Annotated in this window: 25 protein-coding genes and 1 pseudogene; 7 read left to right on the top strand and 19 right to left on the bottom strand. The window is 72.5% G+C overall.

The features are described from left to right. Nucleotide 1 precedes the first annotated feature (1 nt). From ACFXAE_RS19040 to ACFXAE_RS19025, 4 genes are read left to right on the top strand one after another with little or no spacing between them, the layout of a single operon-like run. On the top strand, nucleotides 2-1,189 hold the full coding sequence (locus ACFXAE_RS19040; protein WP_384715775.1) for an ADP-ribosylglycohydrolase family protein: 1,188 nt from the start codon (nucleotides 2-4) through the stop codon (nucleotides 1,187-1,189). Continuing rightward, nucleotides 1,177-2,661 carry an ADP-ribosylglycohydrolase family protein gene (locus ACFXAE_RS19035; RefSeq protein WP_384715772.1) on the top strand — a complete coding sequence of 495 codons (1,485 nt, stop codon included), beginning with the start codon at nucleotides 1,177-1,179 and terminating at the stop codon, nucleotides 2,659-2,661. Before ACFXAE_RS19040 ends, ACFXAE_RS19035 begins: the two co-directional genes overlap by 13 nt. Further along, nucleotides 2,658-3,863: a CaiB/BaiF CoA transferase family protein gene (locus tag ACFXAE_RS19030; protein ID WP_384715769.1), complete on the top strand. Its 1,206-nt coding sequence runs from the start codon at nucleotides 2,658-2,660 to the stop codon at nucleotides 3,861-3,863. Before ACFXAE_RS19035 ends, ACFXAE_RS19030 begins: the two co-directional genes overlap by 4 nt. Further along, on the top strand, nucleotides 3,860-4,690 hold the full coding sequence (locus ACFXAE_RS19025) for an HpcH/HpaI aldolase/citrate lyase family protein (RefSeq protein WP_384715766.1): 831 nt from the start codon (nucleotides 3,860-3,862) through the stop codon (nucleotides 4,688-4,690). Before ACFXAE_RS19030 ends, ACFXAE_RS19025 begins: the two co-directional genes overlap by 4 nt. Nucleotides 4,691-4,885: 195 nt before the next feature. Here the strand turns inward: ACFXAE_RS19025 and lgt are convergent, their stop codons facing one another. The 11 genes and pseudogenes from lgt to hisI form a co-directional block, all read right to left on the bottom strand. Then, nucleotides 4,886-5,863, bottom strand: a complete 978-nt coding sequence (gene lgt, locus ACFXAE_RS19020) for a prolipoprotein diacylglyceryl transferase (protein WP_384715763.1) — start codon at nucleotides 5,861-5,863, stop codon at nucleotides 4,886-4,888. Between the two features lie 93 nt (nucleotides 5,864-5,956). Further along, nucleotides 5,957-6,736, bottom strand: a complete 780-nt coding sequence (locus ACFXAE_RS19015) for a thioredoxin domain-containing protein (protein WP_384715760.1) — start codon at nucleotides 6,734-6,736, stop codon at nucleotides 5,957-5,959. 98 nt (nucleotides 6,737-6,834) lie between these two features. After that, the gene (gene trpA / locus ACFXAE_RS19010) at nucleotides 6,835-7,650 is read right to left on the bottom strand and encodes a tryptophan synthase subunit alpha (protein WP_384715758.1); all 816 of its coding nucleotides are present in this window, start codon (nucleotides 7,648-7,650) and stop codon (nucleotides 6,835-6,837) included. Further along, entirely contained in the window at nucleotides 7,647-8,930 is a 1,284-nt protein-coding gene (gene trpB / locus ACFXAE_RS19005; protein ID WP_384715755.1) for a tryptophan synthase subunit beta, read from the bottom strand. Before trpB ends, trpA begins: the two co-directional genes overlap by 4 nt. 9 nt (nucleotides 8,931-8,939) lie before the next feature. Then, a pseudogene (gene trpM / locus ACFXAE_RS19000) lies at nucleotides 8,940-9,180 on the bottom strand (tryptophan biosynthesis modulator TrpM). A 20-nt stretch (nucleotides 9,181-9,200) separates the two neighbouring features. After that, nucleotides 9,201-10,010 carry an indole-3-glycerol phosphate synthase TrpC gene (trpC, locus tag ACFXAE_RS18995; protein WP_384715752.1) on the bottom strand — a complete coding sequence of 270 codons (810 nt, stop codon included), beginning with the start codon at nucleotides 10,008-10,010 and terminating at the stop codon, nucleotides 9,201-9,203. A 120-nt stretch (nucleotides 10,011-10,130) separates the two neighbouring features. Further along, the gene (locus ACFXAE_RS18990) at nucleotides 10,131-10,568 is read right to left on the bottom strand and encodes a DUF2752 domain-containing protein (RefSeq protein WP_384715749.1); all 438 of its coding nucleotides are present in this window, start codon (nucleotides 10,566-10,568) and stop codon (nucleotides 10,131-10,133) included. A gap of 65 nt (nucleotides 10,569-10,633) precedes the next feature. Further along, complete coding sequence (locus ACFXAE_RS18985) at nucleotides 10,634-10,885, bottom strand: HGxxPAAW family protein (RefSeq protein WP_384715746.1); 252 nt, start codon at nucleotides 10,883-10,885, stop codon at nucleotides 10,634-10,636. 103 nt (nucleotides 10,886-10,988) lie between these two features. Then, nucleotides 10,989-11,630, bottom strand: a complete 642-nt coding sequence (locus tag ACFXAE_RS18980; RefSeq protein ID WP_384715743.1) for a TIGR02234 family membrane protein — start codon at nucleotides 11,628-11,630, stop codon at nucleotides 10,989-10,991. A gap of 41 nt (nucleotides 11,631-11,671) precedes the next feature. Next, on the bottom strand, nucleotides 11,672-13,165 hold the full coding sequence (locus tag ACFXAE_RS18975) for an anthranilate synthase component I (protein WP_384715740.1): 1,494 nt from the start codon (nucleotides 13,163-13,165) through the stop codon (nucleotides 11,672-11,674). 11 nt (nucleotides 13,166-13,176) lie between these two features. Next, the gene (gene hisI / locus ACFXAE_RS18970; protein ID WP_384715737.1) at nucleotides 13,177-13,557 is read right to left on the bottom strand and encodes a phosphoribosyl-AMP cyclohydrolase; all 381 of its coding nucleotides are present in this window, start codon (nucleotides 13,555-13,557) and stop codon (nucleotides 13,177-13,179) included. A gap of 176 nt (nucleotides 13,558-13,733) precedes the next feature. Between hisI and ACFXAE_RS18965 the strand changes: the two genes are divergently transcribed. Next, nucleotides 13,734-14,369, top strand: coding sequence for a TIGR03085 family metal-binding protein (locus tag ACFXAE_RS18965; RefSeq protein WP_384715734.1), 636 nt, complete (start codon nucleotides 13,734-13,736; stop codon nucleotides 14,367-14,369). A 23-nt stretch (nucleotides 14,370-14,392) separates the two neighbouring features. After that, nucleotides 14,393-14,791, top strand: a complete 399-nt coding sequence (locus tag ACFXAE_RS18960) for a VOC family protein (protein ID WP_384715731.1) — start codon at nucleotides 14,393-14,395, stop codon at nucleotides 14,789-14,791. Nucleotides 14,792-14,793: 2 nt separating this feature from the next. Here ACFXAE_RS18960 and hisF read toward each other — a convergent pair whose 3' ends face one another. Genes hisF through hisD form a run of 8 tightly spaced genes read right to left on the bottom strand, consistent with a single transcriptional unit; the run spans nucleotide 14,794 to nucleotide 20,523 of the window. Continuing rightward, complete coding sequence (hisF, locus tag ACFXAE_RS18955) at nucleotides 14,794-15,549, bottom strand: imidazole glycerol phosphate synthase subunit HisF (protein WP_384715728.1); 756 nt, start codon at nucleotides 15,547-15,549, stop codon at nucleotides 14,794-14,796. Next, nucleotides 15,546-15,950, bottom strand: a complete 405-nt coding sequence (locus ACFXAE_RS18950; protein WP_384715725.1) for a Rid family hydrolase — start codon at nucleotides 15,948-15,950, stop codon at nucleotides 15,546-15,548. Before ACFXAE_RS18950 ends, hisF begins: the two co-directional genes overlap by 4 nt. Nucleotides 15,951-15,966: 16 nt before the next feature. Next, a complete protein-coding gene (gene priA, locus ACFXAE_RS18945; RefSeq protein WP_384715722.1) occupies nucleotides 15,967-16,689 on the bottom strand; it encodes a bifunctional 1-(5-phosphoribosyl)-5-((5-phosphoribosylamino)methylideneamino)imidazole-4-carboxamide isomerase/phosphoribosylanthranilate isomerase PriA in 723 nt (240 codons plus the stop codon). 4 nt (nucleotides 16,690-16,693) lie between these two features. Continuing rightward, complete coding sequence (hisH, locus tag ACFXAE_RS18940) at nucleotides 16,694-17,335, bottom strand: imidazole glycerol phosphate synthase subunit HisH (RefSeq protein ID WP_384715719.1); 642 nt, start codon at nucleotides 17,333-17,335, stop codon at nucleotides 16,694-16,696. A 4-nt stretch (nucleotides 17,336-17,339) separates the two neighbouring features. After that, complete coding sequence (locus tag ACFXAE_RS18935) at nucleotides 17,340-17,498, bottom strand: hypothetical protein (protein ID WP_384715717.1); 159 nt, start codon at nucleotides 17,496-17,498, stop codon at nucleotides 17,340-17,342. A gap of 3 nt (nucleotides 17,499-17,501) precedes the next feature. Further along, nucleotides 17,502-18,095 carry an imidazoleglycerol-phosphate dehydratase HisB gene (gene hisB, locus ACFXAE_RS18930; RefSeq protein WP_384715714.1) on the bottom strand — a complete coding sequence of 198 codons (594 nt, stop codon included), beginning with the start codon at nucleotides 18,093-18,095 and terminating at the stop codon, nucleotides 17,502-17,504. Beyond that, nucleotides 18,092-19,201 carry a histidinol-phosphate transaminase gene (locus tag ACFXAE_RS18925; protein WP_384715711.1) on the bottom strand — a complete coding sequence of 370 codons (1,110 nt, stop codon included), beginning with the start codon at nucleotides 19,199-19,201 and terminating at the stop codon, nucleotides 18,092-18,094. Before ACFXAE_RS18925 ends, hisB begins: the two co-directional genes overlap by 4 nt. Further along, nucleotides 19,198-20,523: a histidinol dehydrogenase gene (gene hisD / locus ACFXAE_RS18920; RefSeq protein ID WP_384715708.1), complete on the bottom strand. Its 1,326-nt coding sequence runs from the start codon at nucleotides 20,521-20,523 to the stop codon at nucleotides 19,198-19,200. Before hisD ends, ACFXAE_RS18925 begins: the two co-directional genes overlap by 4 nt. 192 nt (nucleotides 20,524-20,715) lie before the next feature. Here hisD and ACFXAE_RS18915 point away from each other — a divergent pair, with 192 nt between their 5' ends. After that, the gene (locus ACFXAE_RS18915) at nucleotides 20,716-22,293 is read left to right on the top strand and encodes an oxidoreductase (RefSeq protein WP_384715705.1); all 1,578 of its coding nucleotides are present in this window, start codon (nucleotides 20,716-20,718) and stop codon (nucleotides 22,291-22,293) included. Nucleotides 22,294-22,422 lie beyond the last annotated feature (129 nt).

Genomic DNA, 22,422 nt, shown 5'->3' with positions numbered 1-22,422 from the left:
CATGACGCGCGAAGAGGCGGAAAACAGTGACCGGGGCCTGCCCCTGGACGAGCGGATCACCGGCGCCCTCGTCGGAGCGGCCGTCGGCGACGCCCTCGGCGGGCCGGTCGAGGGGTACTCCCCCGAGCAGATCGTCGAGCGCCACGGAGGTCGCGTGCACGGCGTCGTCGGCCCGTGGAACGGCGCCGCATGGCGCACCGCCCGACCCATCGCGCCGTACCACAAGGGCGACGGCCACGTCACCGACGACACCCTCATGACGCACGCGCTGATCCGGGTGTACGCGACGGTCCGCGACCACCTGGACGCCTACGCCGTCGCCGACCACCTGGTCCCGGACCTGATGACGAACCCGCGCTGGATCCCGGAGCTGGAGGCGGAGGCGATCCCACTGCAGCGGATCTTCCTCGCCGAGAAGTGGCTCGTGGCCCGCCTGCACTACGGCCACGTCGACCCGCGCGAGGCCGGCACCGGCAACATCGTCAACTGCGGTGCCGCGATGTACATGGCCCCGGTCGGCCTGGTCAACGCCGCCCGTCCGGCCGCCGCCTACGCCGAGGCGCTGGATGTCGCGGGCGCGCACCAGTCGTCGTACGGCAGGGAGGCGGCCGGCGTCTTCGCGGCGGCCGTGGCGGCGGCGTGCGCACCGGGCGCGACGGCGGACTCGGTCGTCGCCGCGTGTCTGTCCCTGGCGAAGGACGGCACGCGGGAGGCGATCGAGAAGGTCTGCGACGTCGCCTCCCGGCACACGGACTTCGAGTCGGCGCTGGGTCCGCTGCGGGAGGCGGTGACGCCGTACGACACCGTGGGCCCCGACTACCGCTCCCCGTCGCTGGGCGCCCGCCGCCCGTCCCGGCTGCACGCCGTCGAGGAACTCCCGGTCGCGCTGGGCATGCTGGTGGTGGCCGCCGGCGACTTCCGGCACGCGGTCCTGGGCGCGGTGAACTACGGCCGCGACTGCGACTCCATCGCCACGATGGCCGGCGCGGTGGCCGGCGCGCTCGGCTCACCGGTCCCCGAGGGCTGGGCCAAGACGGTGGCGGAGGCCAGCCGCCTCGACCTGTGGGAACCGGCGGCCGCCCTCACCGCCGTGACCCGCGAGATCTTCGCGCGTGACGTGGACCGCCGCCGCGCCCACGAGCGGGCGTTCGCCGAGCTGGCGGGAGGAGCCCCGGAATGCTCCGACTGACCTGGGTCCAGCCGGAGGACCTGATCGGCCACGAACTGCGCCAGGCGGCCCAGGACGGCCGCGAGCCCTCGGCCGTCGCCGCCCGCTGGCGCGCGGCGGGCGGCCCCGAAGCCCCCCTCACCGCAGGCGCCTCCCCCACCCCGGCCTCCCCCTACCTCCGCCTCCTGGCCACCGACCTCCTCGACGAACTCGCCGACCTCCCCAGCAAGTCGGCAGACGACGAACCGACCGACCTGGCCAGGATCACATCCCTGTGCACCGACTGGCCGCAGCCTGCGGGCAGTCGTGCCTCCCCCGGAGGGGGGACCCCCAGGGCGGCACGGGTGGGCGGTGGGGGCACCTCCCGCTCGAGCGAAGCCGAGAGTGGGGGAGGCACCCCGCAAGCGCCGGGCCGCGCGACCTCCCCCCGAGCAGCACACCCCACCCGCCTGGAAGCCGCCTGGCTGGGCAGAGCAGTCGGCTGCCTACTCGGCAAACCCGTGGAGAAACTCCCTCTCACCGGCATCCGCCGCCTCGCCCAGGCCACCGGCAACTGGCCCCTGAGCACCTACTTCACCGCCCACGGCGTCCCCGAGGACCTACTGGCCGAGTACCCCTGGAACCGTCGCTCCGCGACGACCTCCCTCGCCGAGAACATCGACGGCATGCCCGAGGACGACGACCTCAACCACCCCCTCCTCGCCCTCCTCGTCCTCCAGCGCCACGGCCGCGCCTTCACCACCACCGACGTGGCCCGTGTCTGGCTCGACGAACTCCCCGCCGGCCGCGCCTTCACCGCCGAACGCGTCGCCTACCGCAACCTCCTCAGCGGTCTGGAACCCCCACGGACCGCCCGCCACCACAACCCCTTCCGCGAGTGGATCGGCGCCCTGATCCGGGCCGACGTGCACGGCTGGACCAACCCCGGCGACCCGGCCGCCGCCGCCGAGCAGGCCCACCGCGACGCCACCCTCACCCACACCGCCAACGGCGTCTACGCGGCGATGTTCACGGCGGCCGTCATCGCCACCGCCGCCACCGGCGACCGCGACGTCCACGCCTGTCTGCGCACCGGCCTCACCGTCGTCCCGCCGCGTTCCCGGCTCGCCCGGGCCGTCCGCCGAGCCGTCCGGCTGGCCCACGAGCACACCGACTTCGACACCGTCGTCGACCTGCTGCACGAGACCTACGCCGCCACCCACCACTGGGTGCACGCCGTCCCCAACACCGCCCTGATCGCCGCCGCCCTCACCCATGCCGACGGCGACTTCACCGGCTCCATCCGCCGCGCGGTGTCCGGCGGCTGGGACACCGACTCCAACGGCGCGACGGCCGGCAGCGTCGCCGCCCTCCTCGCCGGTTCGCCCCGCGCGCTCCCCGAACACTGGACGGCCCCGCTGAAGAACCGCCTGGCCACCTCCGTCGGCGACTTCCACGGCACCGGCTTCGACACCCTGGCCCGACTGACCCATCTGGAGGCCACCCGCCCATGACCAGGCCCACCCCCGCCGGTCCCCCGCTGACCGGCCTGCGCGTCCTGGATCTCGCCACCCTCTTCGCCGGCCCCCTCGCCGCGACCCTGCTCGGCGACTTCGGCGCGGAGGTCGTCAAGGTCGAGCATCCGAGGAAACCGGACCCCTCCCGCGGCCACGGCCCGTCGAAGGACGGCATCGGCCTGTGGTGGAAGATGCTCGGCCGCAACAAGCGCACCATCACCCTCGACCTGTCCACACCCGGCGGCCGGGCCACCCTCCTGCGCCTCGCCGGGACCGCCGACGTCGTCATCGAGAACTTCCGCCCCGGCACCCTGGAGAAGTGGGAGCTGGGCTGGCCCGAGCTGTCCGCCGTCAACCCCCGGCTGGTCCTGGTCCGGGTCACCGGCTTCGGCCAGTTCGGCCCGTACGCCCACCGCCCGGGCTTCGGCACCCTCGCCGAGGCGATGAGCGGCTTCGCCGCGATCACCGGGGAGCCGGACGCGCCGCCGACCCTGCCGCCGTTCGGCCTGGCGGACTCCATCGCGGGCCTGACCACGGCGTACGCCGTCATGACCGCGCTCGCCGGCCGGGACCGCACGGGAGAGGGCCAGGTCGTCGACATGGCCCTGATCGAGCCGATCCTCACCGTGCTCGGACCCCAGCCGACCTGGTACGACCAACTGGGCCACGTCCAGCCCCGCACCGGCAACCGCTCCCAGAACAACGCGCCGCGCGGCACGTATCTCACCGCCGACGGCACCTGGGTCGCGGTCTCCACCTCGGCCCAGTCGATCGCCGAGCGCGTGATGGTGCTGGTGGGCCGGCCGGACCTGATCGACGAGCCCTGGTTCGCCACCGGCGCGGACCGGGCCCGGCACGCGGACCTCCTGGACGAGGCGGTCGGCGGCTGGATCGCCCGGCACACCCGCACCGACGTCCTGGCCGCCTTCGAGAAGGCGGAGGCGGCCGTCGCCCCCGTCCAGGACGTACGGGACGTCATGGCGGACCCGCAGTACCAGGCGCTGGACACGATCACCACGGTCGACGATCCGGAGCTGGGCCCGCTGCGCATGCAGAACGTGCTCTTCCGGCTCTCCGGCACCCCGGGCGCGATCCGCTGGGCGGGCCGCCCGCACGGCGCGGACACCGAGGAGGTCCTGACCGAGCTGGGCCTCACGCCCGACGACCTCGCGGAGCTCCGCGCGGAGGGCGCCCTGTGACGGGGTTCCCGCTGACCTGGCTGTACGCCCCCGGCGACCGTCCCCCCGTGGTGGCGAAGGCGCTCACCTCCGGCGCCGACGTGGTGGTGATCGACCTGGAGGACGCGGTCGCCCCCGACCGCAAGGCCTACGCCCGCTCCGCCACCGCCGAACTGCTGCGCGACCCCCAGCCGGTCCCGGTCCACGTCCGCGTCAACGCCCTGTCCGGCCCCTGGGCCCGCGCCGACCTCGCGGCCGTCGCGACCGCCCCCGGTCTGTCCGGCCTGCGCCTGCCCAAGGTGTCGTCCCCGTCCGACGTCGTACGCGTCGCCCGGCGCACCGTGACCGCCCACGGCGGCGCACTGCCCCTGTACGCCCTGCTGGAGACGGCCCTCGGCATCGAACGCGCCCATGCCGTGGCCACCGCCCACCCGTCCCTGCGCGGTATCGCCATCGGGGAGGCGGACCTACGGGCCGACCTGGGCGTACGCGACGACGCGGGCCTCGACTGGTCCCGCTCCCGGGTGGTCGTCGCCGCGCGGGCGGCGGGCCTCGCCCCGCCCACCCAGTCCGTCCACCCCGACACCCGCGACCTGGACGGCCTGGCAGCCTCCTGCGCCCACGGCCGCGCCCTGGGCTTCCTGGGCCGCGCCGCGATCCACCCCCGCCAACTGCGGATCATCGAGCGGGCCTACCTCCCCACGGAGGAGGAGATCGAGCAGGCGGAAACGGTGATCAAGACAGCGGCGATGGATCAAGGCGCCCAGGCCCTCCCCGACGGCACCTTCATCGACACAGCGGTAGTACTGGCAGCCCGAAGAACCCTGTCCCTGGCCACCAGGACCTGAGCAGTTCCCCGCTTCCGTCGCCACCTCGGGCAATCGTGCCTCCCCCAGTGCCTCAAAGGCCCGGGAGGTGCCCCCAGCGGCACGGGTGGGCGCGACAGCACCCCGCGATCGCCGGGCTGCGCAACACTCCCCGCCCCACACGAACCGAGGGCGCCCGGAAAACCCCGGACGCCCTCGATGTCGTACTGCGGACCGTCAGCTCTTCTTCGCCGACCCGGCCCCGTCCTTGGACTCCTCGGACTCCTCGGATCCCTCGGATCCCGAAGCGTCCTCCTTCACGGAAGGAGCGCCCTCCTCGTCCTTCTCCCCGGCCTCGGCCTCGTCGAAGGCGGCACCGGAACCGCCCTCACCGCCGGAGGCACCCGGTTCCACCACGTCCTCCCGCCCCGGCCGCTTCCGCACCGACAGCACGATGTACAGCACTGCCAGCAGGAACACCAGGACCGACGTCCAGTTGTTCAGCCGCAGGCCGAGGATGTGATGCGCCTCGTCGACGCGCAGGTACTCGATCCAGAACCGCCCCGCGCAGTACCCGGCGACGTACAGCGCGAACGCCCGCCCGTGTCCGAGCTCGAACCGTCGGTCCGCCCAGATCACCAGGAGCGCCACGCCGATGCACCACAGCGACTCGTACAGGAACGTCGGGTGGTACGTCCCCGGCTCCCGCCCGTCGGCGGAGGACGTGATCTCCACCGCCCACGGCAGATCGGTGGCCCGCCCGTACAGCTCCTGGTTGAACCAGTTGCCCCAGCGTCCGATCGCCTGGGCGAGGGCGATGCCCGGCGCGATGGCGTCGGCGTAGGCGGGCAGCGGGATGCCACGGCGCCGGCAGCCGATCCACGCGCCCAGCGCGCCGAACGCGATGGCGCCCCAGATACCGAGGCCGCCCTCCCAGATCTTGAAGGCGTCCACCCAGTCACGGCCCTCGCTGAAGTACAGCTGGTAGTCCGTGATCACGTGGTAGATCCGGCCGCCGATCAGGCCGAAGGGCACGGCCCAGACAGCGATGTCGGCCACCGTGCCGGCCCGCCCGCCCCGGGCGATCCAGCGCTTGTTGCCGAGCCAGACGGCAACGAAGACGCCGATGATGATGCAGAACGCGTAGCCGCGCAGCGGAACGGGGCCGAGGTACAGCACCCCGCTCGACGGGCTGGGAATGTAGGCAAGTTCCATGGCAGGGTCGACGCTACCGTGCCGGACCGGCCGCACGGCAGGCGGTCCGGCTACGGCTCCATAACAGGACCCGCGGACGGTCGGTCCGGGGCGTCATTGTCCCTTGTTGGCGTCCTGCACCATCCGCTTGAACTTCTCGGGGGTCATCGAGCGGTCCTGGTGGATGTTCTTGCCCTCGTACATCACCGTCGGCGTGCCGCTGAAGCCGCCCTTCCGGAACGCCTCGTGGGACTTGGCGACCCAGCTGTTGTGCGTGCCGTCCTCGACGCAGGAGCGGAAGGCGGGGGTGTCGAGTCCGTCGACCTTGCCGGCCAGCTCGATCAGCTTGTCGTTGCCGGCGAAGGCGTCGTCGCTCTCCATCGGCTGGTTCTCGAACAGCACGTCGTGGTACGCGGCGAACTTCCCGGCGTCCTGGGCGCAGGCGGCGGCGTTGGCCGCGTTGCGGGAGCCGGTGCCGCCCATGCCGTTGTCGATCAGCGTGACCAGGCGGTACTCCACCTTCAGCTGACCGGAGTCGGTCAGCTCGTGGATGGTGGGGCTGTAGGCCTGCTCGAAGACCTTGCAGGCCGGGCAGCGGAAGTCCTCCCACACCACGAGGGTGGCCTTGGCGCTCTCCTTGCCGACCGGGATGGCGAGGCCGTCCTTGCCCAGGGCGCCGGAGGGCGCCACGACGGGGCCGGCCGCCTCGCTCTCGTCGTCCCCGCCCGAATTGGCGGCGACGACACCGATCACCGCCGCGAGCCCCAGGACGCAGAGCACGCTCGCGCCCACGATCAGGGCACGGCGTCGCTTCTCCGCCCTCTTCTGCTTCTCGCGCTCGTCCGCCATCCGCTCCCGGGCGGTGCGCTTTCCCTCACGGTTCTTCTCGCTCACACCCCGCAGAACGAACCGGGGAGGCGCAGAGCGCCTCCCCGGTCCCAGGACCACCCTTACGAGGGACCCGTATGACTACCTGCGGATACCCCGGCCGGTCACGCCTGTCGGCGTACCCCCTCGGCCAGGTCACCGGCGAGCGCGCGCACGGCCTCGACACCGGCCGCGTCGTCGGGGGCGTCCAGCATCCGCTTGACGAAGGCCGAGCCGACGATCACGCCGTCGGCGAAGCGGGCGACCTCGGCGGCCTGGGCGGGGTTGGAGACGCCGAGGCCGACGCAGACCGGGATGTCGGTGGTGGCGCGGGTGCGCCGCACCAGGTCCTCGGCCTGCGCGCCGACCGACTCACGGGTGCCGGTGACGCCCATCAGGGAGGCCGCGTAGACGAAGCCGCTGCCGGCCGCGGTGATCTCGGCGAGCCGCTCGTCCTTGCTGCTGGGCGCGACCACGAAGACCGTGGCGAGCCCGTGCTTCTCCGCGTGCTCCCGCCACAGCGCCGACTCCTGCACGGGCAGGTCGGGCAGGATGCACCCGGCGCCGCCCGCCTCGGCGAGCTCGGCGGTGAAACGCTCGACGCCGTAGCGGTCGATGGGGTTCCAGTAGGTCATCACGAGGACCGGCTTGCCGGTGGCCGCGTGCGCCTCGCGGACCGTGCGCATCACGTCGGCGATCTTCACGCCGCCGCGCAGCGCGATGTCGTCGGCGGTCTGGATGACCGGACCGTCGAGGACCGGGTCGCTGTGCGGCAGACCCACCTCGACGACGTCGGCGCCGCCGTCCAGGGCGGCCTTGACCGCCTCGATGCCGCCGTCCACGGTCGGGAACCCGGCCGGGAGGTAGGCGATGAGGGCGGAACGGCCCTCGGCCTTCGCCGCGGCGAGGGTGTCGTTCAGCAGCCGCACGTTCCCGCTCACTTGGCGTCCCCCTCGATCTCGGCGGTGCCGGCCTCGTCGGCGGCGACCTCGGCGTCGGTGTCGTACAGCCCGAAGTAGCGGGCGGCGGTGTCCATGTCCTTGTCGCCGCGCCCGGACAGGTTGACGACGATCAGCCCGTCCTCGCCCAGTTCCCTGCCGACCTCCAGGGCTCCGGCCAGCGCGTGGGCGCTCTCGATGGCCGGGATGATGCCCTCGGTGCGCGACAGCAGGCGCAGGGCCCGCATGGCGGCGTCGTCGGTCACCGCGCGGTACTCGCCGCGGCCGCTGTCCTTGAGGTAGGAGTGCTCGGGTCCGATGCCCGGGTAGTCCAGGCCGGCCGAGATCGAGTACGGCTCGGTGATCTGGCCCTCGTCGTCCTGGAGGACGTACGACCGGGAGCCGTGCAGGATGCCGGGCTCGCCCGCGGTGAGGGTGGCCGCGTGTTCGCCGCTCTCGATGCCGTGTCCGGCCGGTTCGCAGCCGATGAGGCGTACGCCGGTGTCCGGGATGAAGGCGTGGAACAGGCCGATGGCGTTGGAGCCGCCGCCGACGCAGGCGATCGCGGCGTCGGGCAGGCGTCCGGCGCGCTCCAGGAGCTGGCGGCGGGCCTCGACGCCGATGACGCGGTGGAAGTCGCGGACCATCGCCGGGAAGGGGTGCGGTCCTGCGACGGTACCGAAGAGGTAGTGCGTGCGGTCGACGTTGGCGACCCAGTCGCGGAACGCCTCGTTGATGGCGTCCTTCAGGGTGCGGCTGCCGGACTTCACGGCGATGACCTCGGCGCCGAGCATGCGCATCCGGGCCACGTTGAGGGCCTGGCGCTGTGTGTCGATCTCGCCCATGTAGATCGTGCAGTCGAGGCCGAAGAGGGCGCAGGCGGTGGCGGTGGCCACGCCGTGCTGGCCGGCGCCGGTCTCGGCGATGACGCGGGTCTTGCCCATGCGCCTGGTGAGCAGGGCCTGGCCGAGCACGTTGTTGATCTTGTGCGAGCCGGTGTGGTTCAGGTCCTCGCGCTTGAGGAAGATCCTGGCGCCACCCGCTTCCGCGGCGAACCGGGGTACTTCGGTGAGCGCCGACGGGCGGCCGGTGTAGTTGACCAGGAGGTCGTCGAGTTCCCGGGCGAACTCGGGGTCGGACTTGGCCTTGTCGTACTCGACGGCGACCTCGTCGACTGCCGCGACGAGGGCCTCGGGGATGAACTTGCCGCCGTACGCCCCGAAGTAGCCCTCGGGGCTGGGGGTCCGCCCCTCCGGGTCGGGGATGAAGAAGTTGCTGGGCATGCGTGAACCTCACGGTGAGTGTGTGTTGGGCACGTTTCGCCGTGGGGGCGGGGATTTTCGGGCCTCTGCGGGCCCGTTGTGGCTTGTCGCGCAGTTCCCCGCGCCCTTATGGGGCGCGCTGCCATCGCCGCCCGTTCACTTGCCCGGGCTCGTCGCCGATCACGTAGCGGACCCTGCGGCCGTGCACCCTGCGGGCGGGGGCGCGGCAGCCTCGGGGGCGGCAGCCACGTGCGAGGCGGGTGAGGGTCATCGGGGCAGCCTACCGGGGTGTCAGCCGCGGCCGTGCCGCAGTGCGGGGTGTTCGCCCGCCGCCACCAGGTCGGAGACGGCCGTCTTCGGGTCCTTGCCGGTGACCAGGGACTCGCCGACCAGGACGGCGTCGGCGCCGGCGTTGGCGTAGGCGATGAGGTCGTGCGGACCGCGGACGCCGGACTCGGCGACCTTGACGATGTGCGCGGGGATCTCCGGGGCGACCCGCTCGAACGTGCCGCGGTCGACCTTCAGCGTCTTCAGGTTGCGCGCGTTGACGCCGATGACCTTGGCGCCCGCGTCGACCGCGCGCTCGACCTCGTCCTCGTCGTGCACCTCGACGAGCGGGGTGAGGCCGATGGACTGGGCACGCTCGATCAGTGACTCCAGGGCCGGCTGGTCGAGGGCCGCGACGATCAGCAGCGCGAGGTCGGCGCCGTACGCGCGGGCCTCCCAGAGCTGGTACGAGGTGACGATGAAGTCCTTGCGCAGCACGGGGATGTCCACGCGCGCGCGGACGGCCTCCAGGTCGGCCAGCGAGCCGCCGAAGCGGCGCTGTTCGGTGAGGACGGAGATGACGGCGGCGCCGCCCGCCTCGTAGTCGGCGGCGAGTCCCGCCGGGTCGGCGATCGCGGCCAGCGCGCCCTTGGACGGGCTGGAGCGCTTGACCTCGCAGATCACCTTGACGCCGTCGCCGCGCAGGGCGGCCGCGCCGTCCTTGGCCGCGGGAGCCTTCGCCGCGCGCTCCTTGAGCTCGTCGAGGCTGACGCGCGCCTGCCGCTCCGCGAGGTCGGCACGGACTCCGTCGATGATCTCGTCGAGCACACTCACGCGAGCGGCCCCCTTCCTGACGGTCGGTCTTCACTGGTCACTGCGATGGTATCCGCAGCGGGGCGTATGCCTCGCATCCAGGCCGACGCCGGTCCCTCTGCCTGGACTTTCACCTATTGATCAAGGATGCAGCCAGCCACCGAACGGCAGGTTCCGGACCACCGTGAAAGCCAGCAGCAGCGCGCCCAGGGACCACAGGAGCACCGGCGGCGGATCGATCCGCAGCGGCGGCCCGCCGCGCGCCGCGCGGACCACCCAGACGGTCCACAGCACGGCGCAGACGGCGTAGCCGAGGACGGCGGGCGCGTTGGCCTGGAGGGCGGCCGGGAGGTCGCCGTGGACGACGGCGTGCGCGCTGCGCAGTCCGCCGCAGCCGGGGCAGTACAGGCCGGTGAGGCGCAGCAGCGGGCAGGCGGGGTAGTGGCCGGGCTCGTTGGGGTCCACGGCCCCGACGTAGGCGAAGGCCCCGGCGACGGCGGCGAGCAGCCCGGCGGGGACGGCCAGTCGGGCCGCCCGGCCGGGGGTCACACCGGGAGTGGGAGCGTTCACGCCGTGCATTGTGCCCCGGACGCGGCTCAGGGGCGGTTCCGGTACCGTGCCGGGCCCGCCCCTGTGCGGAGTGCTCAGCCCTCGGCGCGGGCCGGCGTGCGGTCGCCGGTGACCTGGTGCACGGGGTGGTTGCTCTTCGGCTGGCCCATGCCCATCGAGCGCATGACGGCGCCGACGACGCCGCCGAGGAGGACGAGGCCCATGCTGGCCCAGAAGCCCACGGGCTGGTCCATCACCATGAAGGCGCCCCCGGCGCAGAAACCGATGAAGGCGATGATGACACCGGTCCAGGCGGCCGGGGTGTGACCGTGGCTGCTGCCCGCCATTGCTTGCTCCTCGTTGCTGTGTACGTGTCTGAGCAGACGCTCGCAGCCATTGTCCCGCACACGCGCGCCGAGGGTGAGCGGGGGTACGCGCGCGGACCCGCGGCTACGCGCCCGTCGGGTCCTCGCCCCTGTCCAGGGCCTTCCAGAGGTCCTCCGGGCGGTCGGGGTCGACGGACACGGACGTGCGGCGCGGGCTCGGCGCGCCGCCCCGTTCGTAGCGGCCGGACATGGCCGGCCAGAGGCGGCCGTAGCGCAGGGCGAGCAGGCCGGACAGCAGCAGCAGGACACCGCCCACGGCGGCCACGTACGGCCACGCGGTGTGGCTGAGGGCGTCCACGGTCGCGGAGGTGTCCCCCGACACCTGGGCCGCCTTCTCGTCGAGCGCCCCGCTGTCCGACGCTCCGAGCAGCGCCGCCGCCACCGTGCCCGCTCCCGACAGCGCCAGCAGCGTCGCGACGGCGAGGCGGCCGGCCCGGCGCACGGCGAACACCGCGACCAGCGCCGCCAGCCCCACGACGGCCAGGGCGGCGGGCACGCCCGTGACGTCGCTCCCCCGCGCGGTCAGGGGGAACGCGCCGCCGGCCACCGTGGCGGTGCCCTCCGACCACTGCTGCCGGGTGGCGAGCAGGGTCACGGCCGCGCCCAGGGCACCGCACAGCAGGGCGACGGCGAGGCTGAGGCGGCCGCTGCGGGCGGAGCCGGCGGCCTCGGAACGGGGGGTGGGTACAGCAGTCACGACATCCACTATCGCCTGAACCCCGGGCGAACCGACACCCGGGGTTCGTCTCAGACCGTTCCCAGCCGGTTCGCGGTGTGCACCGCGCGCAGCACCGCCGCCGCCTTGTTGCGGCACTCGGTGTCCTCCGCGACCGGATCGGAGTCGGCCACGATTCCCGCTCCGGCCTGCACGTACGCGGTGCCGTCCCGCAGCAGCGCCGTTCGGATCGCGATCGCGGTGTCGGAGTCGCCCGCGAAGTCGAGGTAGCCGACGCAGCCGCCGTACAGCCCGCGCCGGGACGGTTCGAGTTCGTCGATGATCTGCAGCGCGCGGGGCTTGGGCGCGCCGGAGAGCGTGCCGGCCGGGAAGCAGGCGGTGAGTACGTCGAACGCGGTGCGGCCGGCGGTGACCCGGCCGGTGACCGTCGAGACGATGTGCATGACGTGCGAGTACCGCTCGACGGACATGAAGTCGACGACCTCGACGGAGCCGGGTTCGCAGACCCGTCCGAGGTCGTTGCGCCCGAGGTCGACGAGCATCAGGTGCTCCGCCCGCTCCTTGGGGTCGGCGAGCAGTTCGTCGCCGAGGGCCTGGTCCTCCTGCGGGGTGGCGCCGCGGTGCCGGGTGCCGGCGATGGGGTGGACCATGGCCCGCCCGTCCTCGACCTTCACCAGTGCCTCGGGGGACGAGCCGACGACGTCGAAGCCGTCGAAGCGGAACAGGTACATGTACGGCGACGGGTTGGTGGCCCGCAGCACCCGGTAGACGTCGAGGGCGCTCGCCGTGCACGGCGTCTCGAACCGCTGGGAGGGGACGACCTGGAAGGCCTCCCCCGCGCGGATGCGTTCCTTGATGTCCTCCACGGCCCGCCGGAAGTCGGGGCCGCCCCACAGCGCGGTGTACTCGGGCAGTTCGGAGGGCGGCAGTACGGCGGGCGGCTGGGCCACCGCGCGGGTGAGGTCGGCCTCCATGGCGTCGAGCCGGGCCACGGCGTCGGCGTACGCCTCGTCGACGCCGGTCTCCAGGTCGTTGTGGTTGATCGCGTTGGCGATCAGCCAGACGGCGCCCTCCCAGTGGTCCATGACGGCGAGGTCGCTGGTGAGCAGCATGGTCAGTTCGGGGAGCCCCAGGTCGTCGCGCTCGCCGGGGCCGACCTTCTCCAGGCGGCGCACGATGTCGTAGCCGAGGTAGCCGACCATGCCGCCGGTGAAGGGCGGCAGGCCCAGGTCGTGGGCGAGGTCGCGCGGGGTGTGCAGGGCCGCCAGGGTGGCGCGCAGCGCGGCGAGCGGATCACCGTCGACGGGCACGCCGACGGGCGGGGTGCCCTCCCAGTGCGCCTGTCCGGCCCGCTCGGTGAGGGTGGCGGCGCTGCGGACGCCGACGAAGGAGTAGCGGGACCAGGAGCGCCCGTTCTCCGCCGACTCCAGCAGGAAGGTGCCGGGGCGCTCGGCGGAGAGTTTGCGGTAGAGCGCGACCGGGGTGTCGCCGTCGGCGAGGAGCTTGCGGGTGACCGGGACGACCCGGCGGTCGGTGGCGAGCTTGCGGAACGTCTCGAGGTCCATGGCGGCAGACCTTACTGATCCGCGGCGGGGGCGTCCGCCACCAGCACGTCGGCGTCGAAGCAGGTGCGGGCGCCGGTGTGACAGGCGGCGCCCACCTGGTCGACCTTGACCAGCACGGTGTCGGCGTCGCAGTCGAGGGCGACGGACTTGACCCACTGGAAGTGGCCGGAGGTGTCGCCCTTGACCCAGTACTCCTGGCGGCTGCGCGACCAGTAGGTGCAGCGGCCGGTGGTGAGCGTGCGATGCAGCGCCTCGTCGTCCATCCAGCCCAGCATCAGCACCTCTCCGGTGTCGTACTGCTGGGCGATGGCGGGCAGGAGGCCGTCGGGGCTGCGCTTGAGCCGCGCGGCGATCTCCGGGTCGAGGCGGCCGGGCCGGGACATGCTGGTCATGCGGACCATTGTGCCGCGCGGGCACGTGGCGCCCGCGCGGACGTCCACTGATTGGGAACAGCGGCGCGATGGAGGTGCCCCCGGGCCGTTCAGGCACTGGGGGGAGGAGGCTCGTTGGGGGGCGGTGGCCGGGCGACGGGTGGGCGGAGCCTCCGCCTGGCCGTAGGCTGGCTCGCATGTCGACCCATGCCAAGCGTGAACGACTTCTCCTGGCCGATCTGCTGGAGACCGCGGGCCCTCAGGCCCCGACCCTGTGCGAGGGCTGGACCACCCGGGACCTCGCCGCCCACGTGGTGGTGCGCGAACGCCGCCCCGACGCGGCCGGCGGCATGCTGGTCAAGCAGCTCGCGGCGCGTCTGGAGCGGGTGATGGCGGAGTTCACCGCCAAGCCGTACGAGGAGCTGATCCAGCTGATCCGGACGGGTCCGCCGCGCTTCTCCCCCTTCTCGCTCAAGCAGATCGACGAGCTGTCGAACATCGTCGAGTTCTACGTCCACACGGAGGACGTGCGCCGCGCCCGGCCCGACTGGACGCCGCGTGAGCTCGACCCGGTGTTCCAGGACGTCCTGTGGTCGCGCCTCGAGCGCTCCGCGCGGCTGATGGGCCGCGGGGTGCCGACGGGCCTGGTGCTGCGCCGTCCGGACGGCCAGACGGTGGTGGCGCATCGCGGCACCCCGGTGGTCACGGTGACCGGGGAGCCGTCCGAGCTGGTGCTGTTCGCCTACGGCCGGCAGAGCGCCGCCGAGGTCGAGCTGGACGGCGACGAGAACGCGATCGCGAAGCTGCGCGAGACCAAACAGCTCGGCATCTGATCCGCACCCGAAAGGCGCAGCTCGTGATCAAAGTGGCCATGACCAGTGTGTACGTCGACGACGTGGCGAAGGCGCACGCCTTCTACACCGATGTCCTCGGCTTCGAGACCCGTACCCACATGGATATGGGCGACGGCATGCTGTTCGTCACCGTGGGGGCGCGCGAGGGCGCCCAGCGGGATCTGGAGCTCCTGCTGGAGCCGGGGCAGGGATCCATCGCCGAGCCGTACCGCCGGGCGGTGCGGGAGGCGGGGCTGCCCTCGATCGTGTTCTCCGTGGACGACCTCCGCGCGGAGTACGAGCGGCTGCGCGGGGAGGGTGTCCACTTCGTCCAGGACCCGCGGGAGCAGGGTCCGGTGATCTCCGCGGTCCTGGACGACACGGTCGGCAACCTCATCCAGTTGGCGCAGCCGGCCGGCTGAGCTCACCGCACCGGGTGGCCGGCCTCCCGCAGCGTCTCCTTGACCTGGCCGATGCGCAGGTCGCCGAAGTGGAAGACGGAGGCGGCCAGGACGGCGTCCGCGCCGGCGGCGACCGCGGGCGGGAAGTCGGTGAGCTTTCCGGCGCCGCCGGAGGCGATCACCGGGACGGTGACGTGCTCCCGGACGGCGGCGATCATCTCCAGGTCGTAGCCGTCCTTGGTGCCGTCGGCGTCCATGGAGTTGAGCAGGATCTCGCCGGCGCCCAGCTCGGCGGCACGGTGCGCCCACTCCACGGCGTCGATGCCGGTGCCGCGACGGCCGCCGTGCGTGGTGACCTCGAAGGAGCCGGAGTCCGTGCGGCGGGCGTCGACCGAGAGGACGAGCACCTGCCGCCCGAAGCGTTCGGCGATCTCGCGGATGAGCTCGGGCCGGGCGATGGCCGCCGTGTTGACGCCCACCTTGTCGGCGCCCGCGCGCAGCAGCCTGTCCACGTCCTCGGCGGTGCGGACGCCGCCGCCCACCGTCAGCGGGATGAACACCTGCTCGGCGGTGCGGCGCACCACGTCGTACGTCGTCTCGCGGTTGCCGGACGAGGCGGTGATGTCCAGGAACGTCAGCTCGTCGGCGCCCTCGGCGTCGTACACCTTGGCCATCTCGACGGGGTCGCCCGCGTCGCGCAGGTTCTGGAAGTTGACGCCCTTGACGACCCGGCCGTTGTCCACGTCCAGGCAGGGGATGACTCGGACCGCCAGGGTCATGAAGTCACGGCTCCTCTGAATGCTTCGAGTTCCACTGAGACCAGGATGCGCGAGTCGACGAAGCCCTCGACCACCAGCAGGGTGGTGACCGGGCGCACCGCGTCGAACAGCTCCTTGTGGGCACGTCCGGCCGCGTCGACGTCCCGCGCGTGGGCGAGGTGGACGCGCGTGCGGATCACGGAGTCGATGCCGAGCCCGAACTCGGCGATCGCCTCCAGCGCGCCGGTGAAGGCCACCTTGGCCTGCTCGTACGGGTCGCCCTCGCCGTACAGCACCTCGCCCCGGAACGCGGTCGTGCCCGCCACCAGGACGCGGTCACCCGCCGCCACGGCGCGTGCGAAGCCGAAGGACTCCTCCCAGGGGTTCGCGCTCTGCACACGCCGTACGGCTTCGGATGTCATCGGGCTGTGTCCTTCCTCAAGAGGTGGCCTCCAGGGCCTCTTCCAGGGTGAACGCCTTGGCGTACAGGGCCTTCCCGACGATGGCGCCCTCGACACCGAGCGGGACGAGTTCGGCGATGGCGCGCAGGTCGTCCAGGGAGGAGACGCCGCCGGAGGCGACCACCGGGCGGTCGGTGGCGGCACAGACGTTCTTCAGCAGCTCCAGGTTGGGGCCCTGGAGGGTGCCGTCCTTGGCGATGTCGGTGACGACGTAGCGGGCGCAGCCCTCCTTGTCGAGGCGGGCCAGCGTCTCGTAGAGGTCGCCGCCGTCGCGGGTCCAGCCGCGGCCGCGCAGCGTGGTGCCGCGTACGTCGAGGCCGACGGCGATCTTGTCGCCGTGCTCGGCGATGACCCGGGCCACCCACTCGGGGGTCTCCAGGGCGGCGGTGCCGAGGTTGACGCGGGTGCAGCCGGTGGCGAGGGCGGCGGCGAGGGTGTCGTCGTCGCGGATGCCGCCGGACAGCTCCACCTTGATGTCCATGGCGCCGGTGACCTCGGCGATCAGCGCGCGGTTGTCGCCGGTGCCGAACGCGGCGTCCAGGTCGACCAGGTGCAGCCACTCGGCGCCCGAACGCTGCCAGGCGAGGGCGGCCTCGAGGGGGGAGCCGTAGGACGTCTCGGTGCCGGACTCGCCGTGCACCAGGCGGACGGCCTGGCCGTCGCGGACGTCGACGGCGGGGAGGAGTTCGAGCTTGGCCATGTCTCTACAGGGTTCCGATCCAGTTGGTGAGGAGCTGGGCACCGGCGTCGCCGGACTTCTCGGGGTGGAACTGGGTGGCCCACAGGGCGCCGTTCTCCACGGCCGCCACGAAGGGCTTGCCGTGGGTGGACCAGGTGACCAGCGGGGCGTGCATCGCCGGGTTGGTGGTCTGGAGGGTCCAGTCGTGGACGGCGTAGGAGTGCACGAAGTAGAAGCGGGCGTCCGCGTCGAGGCCGGCGAACAGCTCGGAGCCGGCCGGGGCGTCCACGGTGTTCCAGCCCATGTGGGGCACGATGTCGGCCTGGAGCGGCTCGACCGAGCCGGGCCACTCGTCGAGGCCCTCGGACTCCACGCCGTGCTCGATGCCCCGCGCGAACAGGATCTGCATGCCGACGCAGATGCCCATCACCGGCCGGCCGCCGGAGAGCCGGCGGTCGACGATCCAGTCACCGCGTGCCTCCTTCAGGCCCCGCATGCAGGAGGCGAAGGCGCCGACGCCGGGCACCAGCAGCCCGTCGGCGTTCATGGCCGCGTCGAAGTCACGGGTGATCTCGACGTCGGCTCCCGCGCGGGCCAGGGCGCGCTCGGCGGAACGGACGTTGCCGAAGCCGTAGTCGAAGACCACGACCTTCTTGGTGGTGCTCAAGGGTTCACACCTCCAGCCGCAGAAGACCCGTGACGAGACACATCGCGGCACCGATGGAGAGCAGCACGATGAGGCTCGCGGGCATCTTCTGCTTGACGAAGGAGACGATCCCGCCGACGAAGAACAGGCCGACGACGATCAGGACGGTGGACAGACCGTTCATGGCTTACAGCGCGCCCTTCGTGGAGGGCAGGATGCCGGCCGCGCGGGGATCGCGCTCGGAGGCGTAGCGCAGGGCGCGGGCGAGGGCCTTGAACTGGCACTCCACGATGTGGTGCGCGTTGCGCCCGTAGGGCACGTGCACGTGCAGCGCGATCTGGGCCTGGGCGACGAAGGACTCCAGGATGTGCCGGGTCATCGTCACGTCGTACTCGCCGATCATCGGCGCCATCTTCTCGGGCTCGGTGTGCACGAGGTAGGGGCGGCCGGAGAGGTCGACGGTGACCTGGGCGAGGGACTCGTCCAGCGGAACCGTGCAGTTACCGAAGCGGTAGATGCCCACCTTGTCGCCGAGCGCCTGCTTGAAGGCGGCGCCGAGCGCGAGGGCGGTGTCCTCGATGGTGTGGTGGGAGTCGATGTGCAGGTCGCCCTCGGTCTTCACGGTCAGGTCGAACAGACCGTGCCGGCCGAGCTGGTCGAGCATGTGGTCGTAGAAGCCGACCCCGGTGGAGATCTCCGTCCTTCCGGTGCCGTCGAGGTCGATCTCGACGAGGACGGACGTCTCCTTGGTGGTGCGTTCCACGCGTCCTACGCGGCTCATGCGCTCTGCTCCTTCTTGATCTCACGTACCGCGTCGAGGAACGCGTCGTTCTCTTCGGGGGTTCCGGCGGTCACCCGCAGCCATCCGGGCACGCCGTTGTCCCGGACCAGGACGCCCCGGTCGAGGATCTTCCGCCAGGTGGCGTGCGCGTCCTCGAACCGTCCGAACTGGACGAAGTTCGCGTCGGACTCGGTCACCTCGTAGCCGAGGGCGCGCAGTTCGGCGACCAGCCGGTCGCGCTCGGCCTTGAGCTGCTCGACGTAGCCGAGCAGGGTGTCGGTGTGCTCCAGGGCGGCCAGTGCGGTCGCCTGGGTGACCGCCGAGAGGTGGTACGGCAGCCGCACCAGCTGGACGGCGTCGACGACGGCCGGGTGCGCGGCGAGGTAGCCGAGACGCAGGCCCGCCGCGCCGAACGCCTTCGACATGGTGCGGGAGATCACCAGGTTCGGGCGTCCGTCGAGCAGCGGGAGCAGCGAGTCGCCGTGGCTGAACTCGACGTACGCCTCGTCGACGACCACCATCGACGGCTTGGCGGCCTGGGCGGCCTCGTACAGCGCGAGGACCGTCCCGGGCGGGACCGCGTTGCCGGTGGGGTTGTTGGGCGTGGTGACGAAGACGACGTCGGGCCGGTGCTCGGCGATCGCCTTCTCGGCGGCGGCGAGGTCGATCGTGAAGTCCTCGTTGCGGGGCCCGGAGATCCAGCCGGTGCCGGTGCCGCGCGCGATGAGGCCGTGCATCGAGTACGAGGGTTCGAAGCCGATCGCGGTGCGGCCCGGTCCGCCGAAGGTCTGCAGCAGCTGCTGGATGACCTCGTTGGAGCCGTTGGCGGCCCACACGTTCTCGACGGCGACCGGGTGCCCGGCCGTCTTCGTCAGGTATGCGGCGAGCCCGGTGCGCAGTTCGACCGCGTCCCGGTCGGGGTAGCGGTTGAGGTGCCGGGCGGCCTCGCGGACCCGCTCGGTGATCCGCTCGACCAGCGGTTCGGGCAGCGGGTAGGGGTTCTCGTTGGTGTTCAGCCGTACGGGGACGTCCAGTTGGGGCGCGCCGTAGGGGGACTTGCCGCGCAGCTCGTCCCGTACGGGGAGGTCGTCGATTCCGAAGCTCACTTGTTCTCAGGCACCTTCCACCCGAACCTCGCCTTGATCGCCGCGCCGTGCGCGGGCAGGTCCTCCGCCTCCGCCAGCGTGACCACGTGGTGCGCGACCTCGGCCAGCGCGTCCTCGGTGTAGTCGACGACGTGGATGCCGCGCAGGAAGGACTGGACGGACAGGCCCGAGGAGTGGCAGGCGCAGCCGCCGGTGGGCAGCACGTGGTTGGAGCCGGCCGCGTAGTCGCCGAGGGAGACCGGGGACCAGGGGCCGACGAAGACCGCGCCCGCGTTGCGCACCCGGTCGGCGACCGCGGCGGCGTCGGCGGTCTGGATCTCCAGGTGTTCGGCGCCGTAGGCGTCGACGACCCGCAGTCCCTCGTCGACGCCGTCGACCAGGACGATCGCGGACTGGCGGCCGGACAGGGCCGGGACGATCCGGTCGTCGATGTGCTTGCTGGCCTCGACCTGCGGCTCCAGCTCCTTCTCCACCGCGTCCGCGAGCTCCGCGGAGTCGGTGACCAGGACGGCGGCGGCCAGCGGGTCGTGCTCGGCCTGGCTGATCAGGTCGGAGGCCACGTGCACCGGGTCGGCCGTGGAGTCCGCGAGGATCGCGATCTCGGTCGGACCGGCCTCGGCGTCGATGCCGACGCGGCCGGTGAAGTAGCGCTTGGCGGCGGCGACCCAGATGTTGCCGGGTCCTGTGACCATGTTCGCGGGCGGGCAGGACTCGGTGCCGTACGCGAACATCGCGACGGCGGTGGCGCCGCCGGCCGCGTAGACCTCGTCGACGCCGAGCAGGGCGCAGGCGGCGAGGATCGTCGGGTGCGGCAGTCCGCCGAAGTCGGCCTGGGCCGGTGAGGCGAGCGCGACGGACGGGACACCGGCCTCCTGGGCGGGCACGGCGTTCATGATCACGGAGGACGGGTAGACCGACCTGCCGCCGGGCGCGTACAGCCCCACGCGGTCGACCGGGACCCACTTCTCGGTGACCGTGCCACCGGGCACGACCTGGGTGGTGTGGGTGGTGCGGCGCTGCGCGCGGTGGACGAGCCGGGCGCGCCGGATGGACTCCTCCAGGGCCGCGCGCACGGCCGGGTCGAGTTCCTCCAGCGCGCGTGTGAGCGCGGCGGCCGGCACCCGCACCTGGTCCAGCTTCACGCCGTCGAACCGCTCGGCGAAGTCGATCAGCGCCGCGTCACCCCGATGATGCACGTCCTCGCAGATGGGCCGCACCTTCTCCAGGGCGGCCGCGACGTCGAAGTCGGCTCGGGGCAGCAGGTCGCGCAGGGCGGGGCCCTCGGGGAGGGCGTCGCCGCGCAGATCGATACGAGAGATCACGTGCTCAATTCTCTCAGACCCGCACAGCGGGCCGTCCGCCCGTTCCAATGGCTGATACGACACCTCCCGGTGACGGTCCGCGCACATTCCGGAGATCCTCTTCACTTTCCGTGTTCGACACGTCACTTCACCGGGCATGAACGGTTGTACGAAGGGACGAACCGGCGAGTAGGTGAGGAGGAGGGGAGTTCCGTGACCGAGGGGGTGGGACCGGGCGGCGGAGAGCCGCCGGAGGACCTGACCGCCGCGGAGGCCGGGATGTGGCAGGCCTTCCGCAACGGCAGCGTGTACGACCTGAGCAGCGGGGACACGGTCGTCGACGATCCGCACGGAGGACATCCGTGGGGCCCCGGGCGGACGGTCCGGGCGCGCGTCGTGTGCTGGCTGCTGCTGGACGGGCCGCCCGCCCTGGCCGGCCGGGTCTCGTCGCTGAAGCTGGTCGGGGTGCAGATCAGCGGCGCACTGGACCTGGCGGGCGGCACGGTGGTGCCGTACCTGGAGATGCGGGCCTGCCGTTTCGAGCGGGACGTGCTGCTGCCGGAGGCCCGCTTCACGACCGTGCGGATGGTGGACTGCTCGATACCGCGTCTGGAGGCGGCCCGGCTGCACACCGAGGGCGATCTGCATCTGCCGCGCTGCCGGTTCCTGGGCGGCATACGGCTCACCGACGCCCGGATCGGTACGGATCTGCTGCTCAACCAGGCGATCGTGCACCAGGACCGCAGTGGCCGCTCCATAGCGGCCGACGGCATGAACGTCGGCCAGGACCTCCAGGCGGAGATGCTGGAGTCGCACGGCGAGCTGAGCCTGCGCAGCGCGACGATCGGCGTCTCACTGAGCCTGCGCGGGGCCCGGCTGGTCAACCCGTACACCCGGCTCGCGCTGAACGCGCCGCAGCTGACCGTGGAGCGCTCGCTGTATCTGACCCCGGCGGGGGTGGGTGCCCAGGCGCGCAGCGGGATGACCCCGGCGCGCGGGACGCGGATCCAGCGCTTCGAGTGCCGGGGCGGGGTGCGGCTGGACGACGGGCGGTTCGGGGACGCGGTCGACTTCGAGGGGGCCCGGTTCACCTTCACCGACGAGCAGGAGCTGTCGCTGCGCCGGGTGCAGACGCCGGAGCTGCGCTTCCTCGGGGAGCGGCCGGTGCGCGGCAGGGTCGTGCTGTCGGGGGCGAAGGTGGTCAACCTGATGGACCGGGCGGACAGCTGGCCCGGCCCCGGCCGGCTGCACATGGGCGGCTTCACCTACGAGAACCTGGTGCCGCGCGGGCCGTTCCCGCTGGCGCTGCGGCTGCGCTGGGTGGACGCGGCGAGCGCCGAGTACAACCCGGAACCGTACGAGCGGCTGGCCGCCGTGCTGCGGGAGGGCGGGGAGGACGAGGACGCCCGCGAGGTGCTGCTCGCCAAGCAGCGCCGGCGCCGCGAGAGCCTGCCGGTGGCGGCCAAGCTGTGGGGTCACGTACAGGACTGGACGGTCGCCTACGGATACCGCCCGGGCCGGGCCGCGGTGTGGATGGCGGTCCTGTGGGCGGGCGGTTCGCTGGCCTTCGCGCGTTCCGCTCCCCCGCCCCTCAAGAGCGGTGAGCATCCCGCGTGGAACCCGCCCCTGTTCACCCTGGACCTGCTGCTGCCGGTGATCGACCTCGGCCAGGTCGGCTTCTGGCAGCTGCGCGGCGGCTGGCAGTGGCTGTCGGCCGCGTTCGTCCTGCTGGGCTGGATCCTGGCGACGACGGTGGCGGCGGGGGCGACGCGGACACTGCGACGTACGTAGCGACCTCCGCGACCGGGGGCGCGAGAGGCCCGCGCAAGGTGAAAAGCACTCTGCTTTTTGCCGGGCCTTGACCGAGCCCCGTACAACCTTCCACGACTTCCGTGTCGCCTCTGGCGCCGCTGTGACCTG

This window comes from Streptomyces sp. NPDC059454, assembly GCF_042749965.1.
In the GTDB taxonomy this organism is placed as follows: Bacteria; Actinomycetota; Actinomycetes; order Streptomycetales; family Streptomycetaceae; genus Streptomyces.
This window is presented reverse-complemented; position numbering and strand designations above follow the sequence as displayed.

Coding starts and splice junctions, on each gene's coding strand:
- ACFXAE_RS19040 (WP_384715775.1), top strand. CDS start 2: ATGACGCGCGAAGAGGCGGAAAACAGTGACCGGGGCCTGCCCCTGGAC.
- ACFXAE_RS19035 (WP_384715772.1), top strand. CDS start 1,177: ATGCTCCGACTGACCTGGGTCCAGCCGGAGGACCTGATCGGCCACGAA.
- ACFXAE_RS19030 (WP_384715769.1), top strand. CDS start 2,658: ATGACCAGGCCCACCCCCGCCGGTCCCCCGCTGACCGGCCTGCGCGTC.
- lgt (WP_384715763.1), bottom strand. CDS start 5,863: ATGGAACTTGCCTACATTCCCAGCCCGTCGAGCGGGGTGCTGTACCTC.
- trpB (WP_384715755.1), bottom strand. CDS start 8,930: ATGCCCAGCAACTTCTTCATCCCCGACCCGGAGGGGCGGACCCCCAGC.
- ACFXAE_RS18990 (WP_384715749.1), bottom strand. CDS start 10,568: ATGCACGGCGTGAACGCTCCCACTCCCGGTGTGACCCCCGGCCGGGCG.
- ACFXAE_RS18985 (WP_384715746.1), bottom strand. CDS start 10,885: ATGGCGGGCAGCAGCCACGGTCACACCCCGGCCGCCTGGACCGGTGTC.
- ACFXAE_RS18975 (WP_384715740.1), bottom strand. CDS start 13,165: ATGGACCTCGAGACGTTCCGCAAGCTCGCCACCGACCGCCGGGTCGTC.
- hisI (WP_384715737.1), bottom strand. CDS start 13,557: ATGACCAGCATGTCCCGGCCCGGCCGCCTCGACCCGGAGATCGCCGCG.
- ACFXAE_RS18965 (WP_384715734.1), top strand. CDS start 13,734: ATGTCGACCCATGCCAAGCGTGAACGACTTCTCCTGGCCGATCTGCTG.
- hisF (WP_384715728.1), bottom strand. CDS start 15,549: ATGACCCTGGCGGTCCGAGTCATCCCCTGCCTGGACGTGGACAACGGC.
- ACFXAE_RS18950 (WP_384715725.1), bottom strand. CDS start 15,950: ATGACATCCGAAGCCGTACGGCGTGTGCAGAGCGCGAACCCCTGGGAG.
- priA (WP_384715722.1), bottom strand. CDS start 16,689: ATGGCCAAGCTCGAACTCCTCCCCGCCGTCGACGTCCGCGACGGCCAG.
- ACFXAE_RS18935 (WP_384715717.1), bottom strand. CDS start 17,498: ATGAACGGTCTGTCCACCGTCCTGATCGTCGTCGGCCTGTTCTTCGTC.
- hisB (WP_384715714.1), bottom strand. CDS start 18,095: ATGAGCCGCGTAGGACGCGTGGAACGCACCACCAAGGAGACGTCCGTC.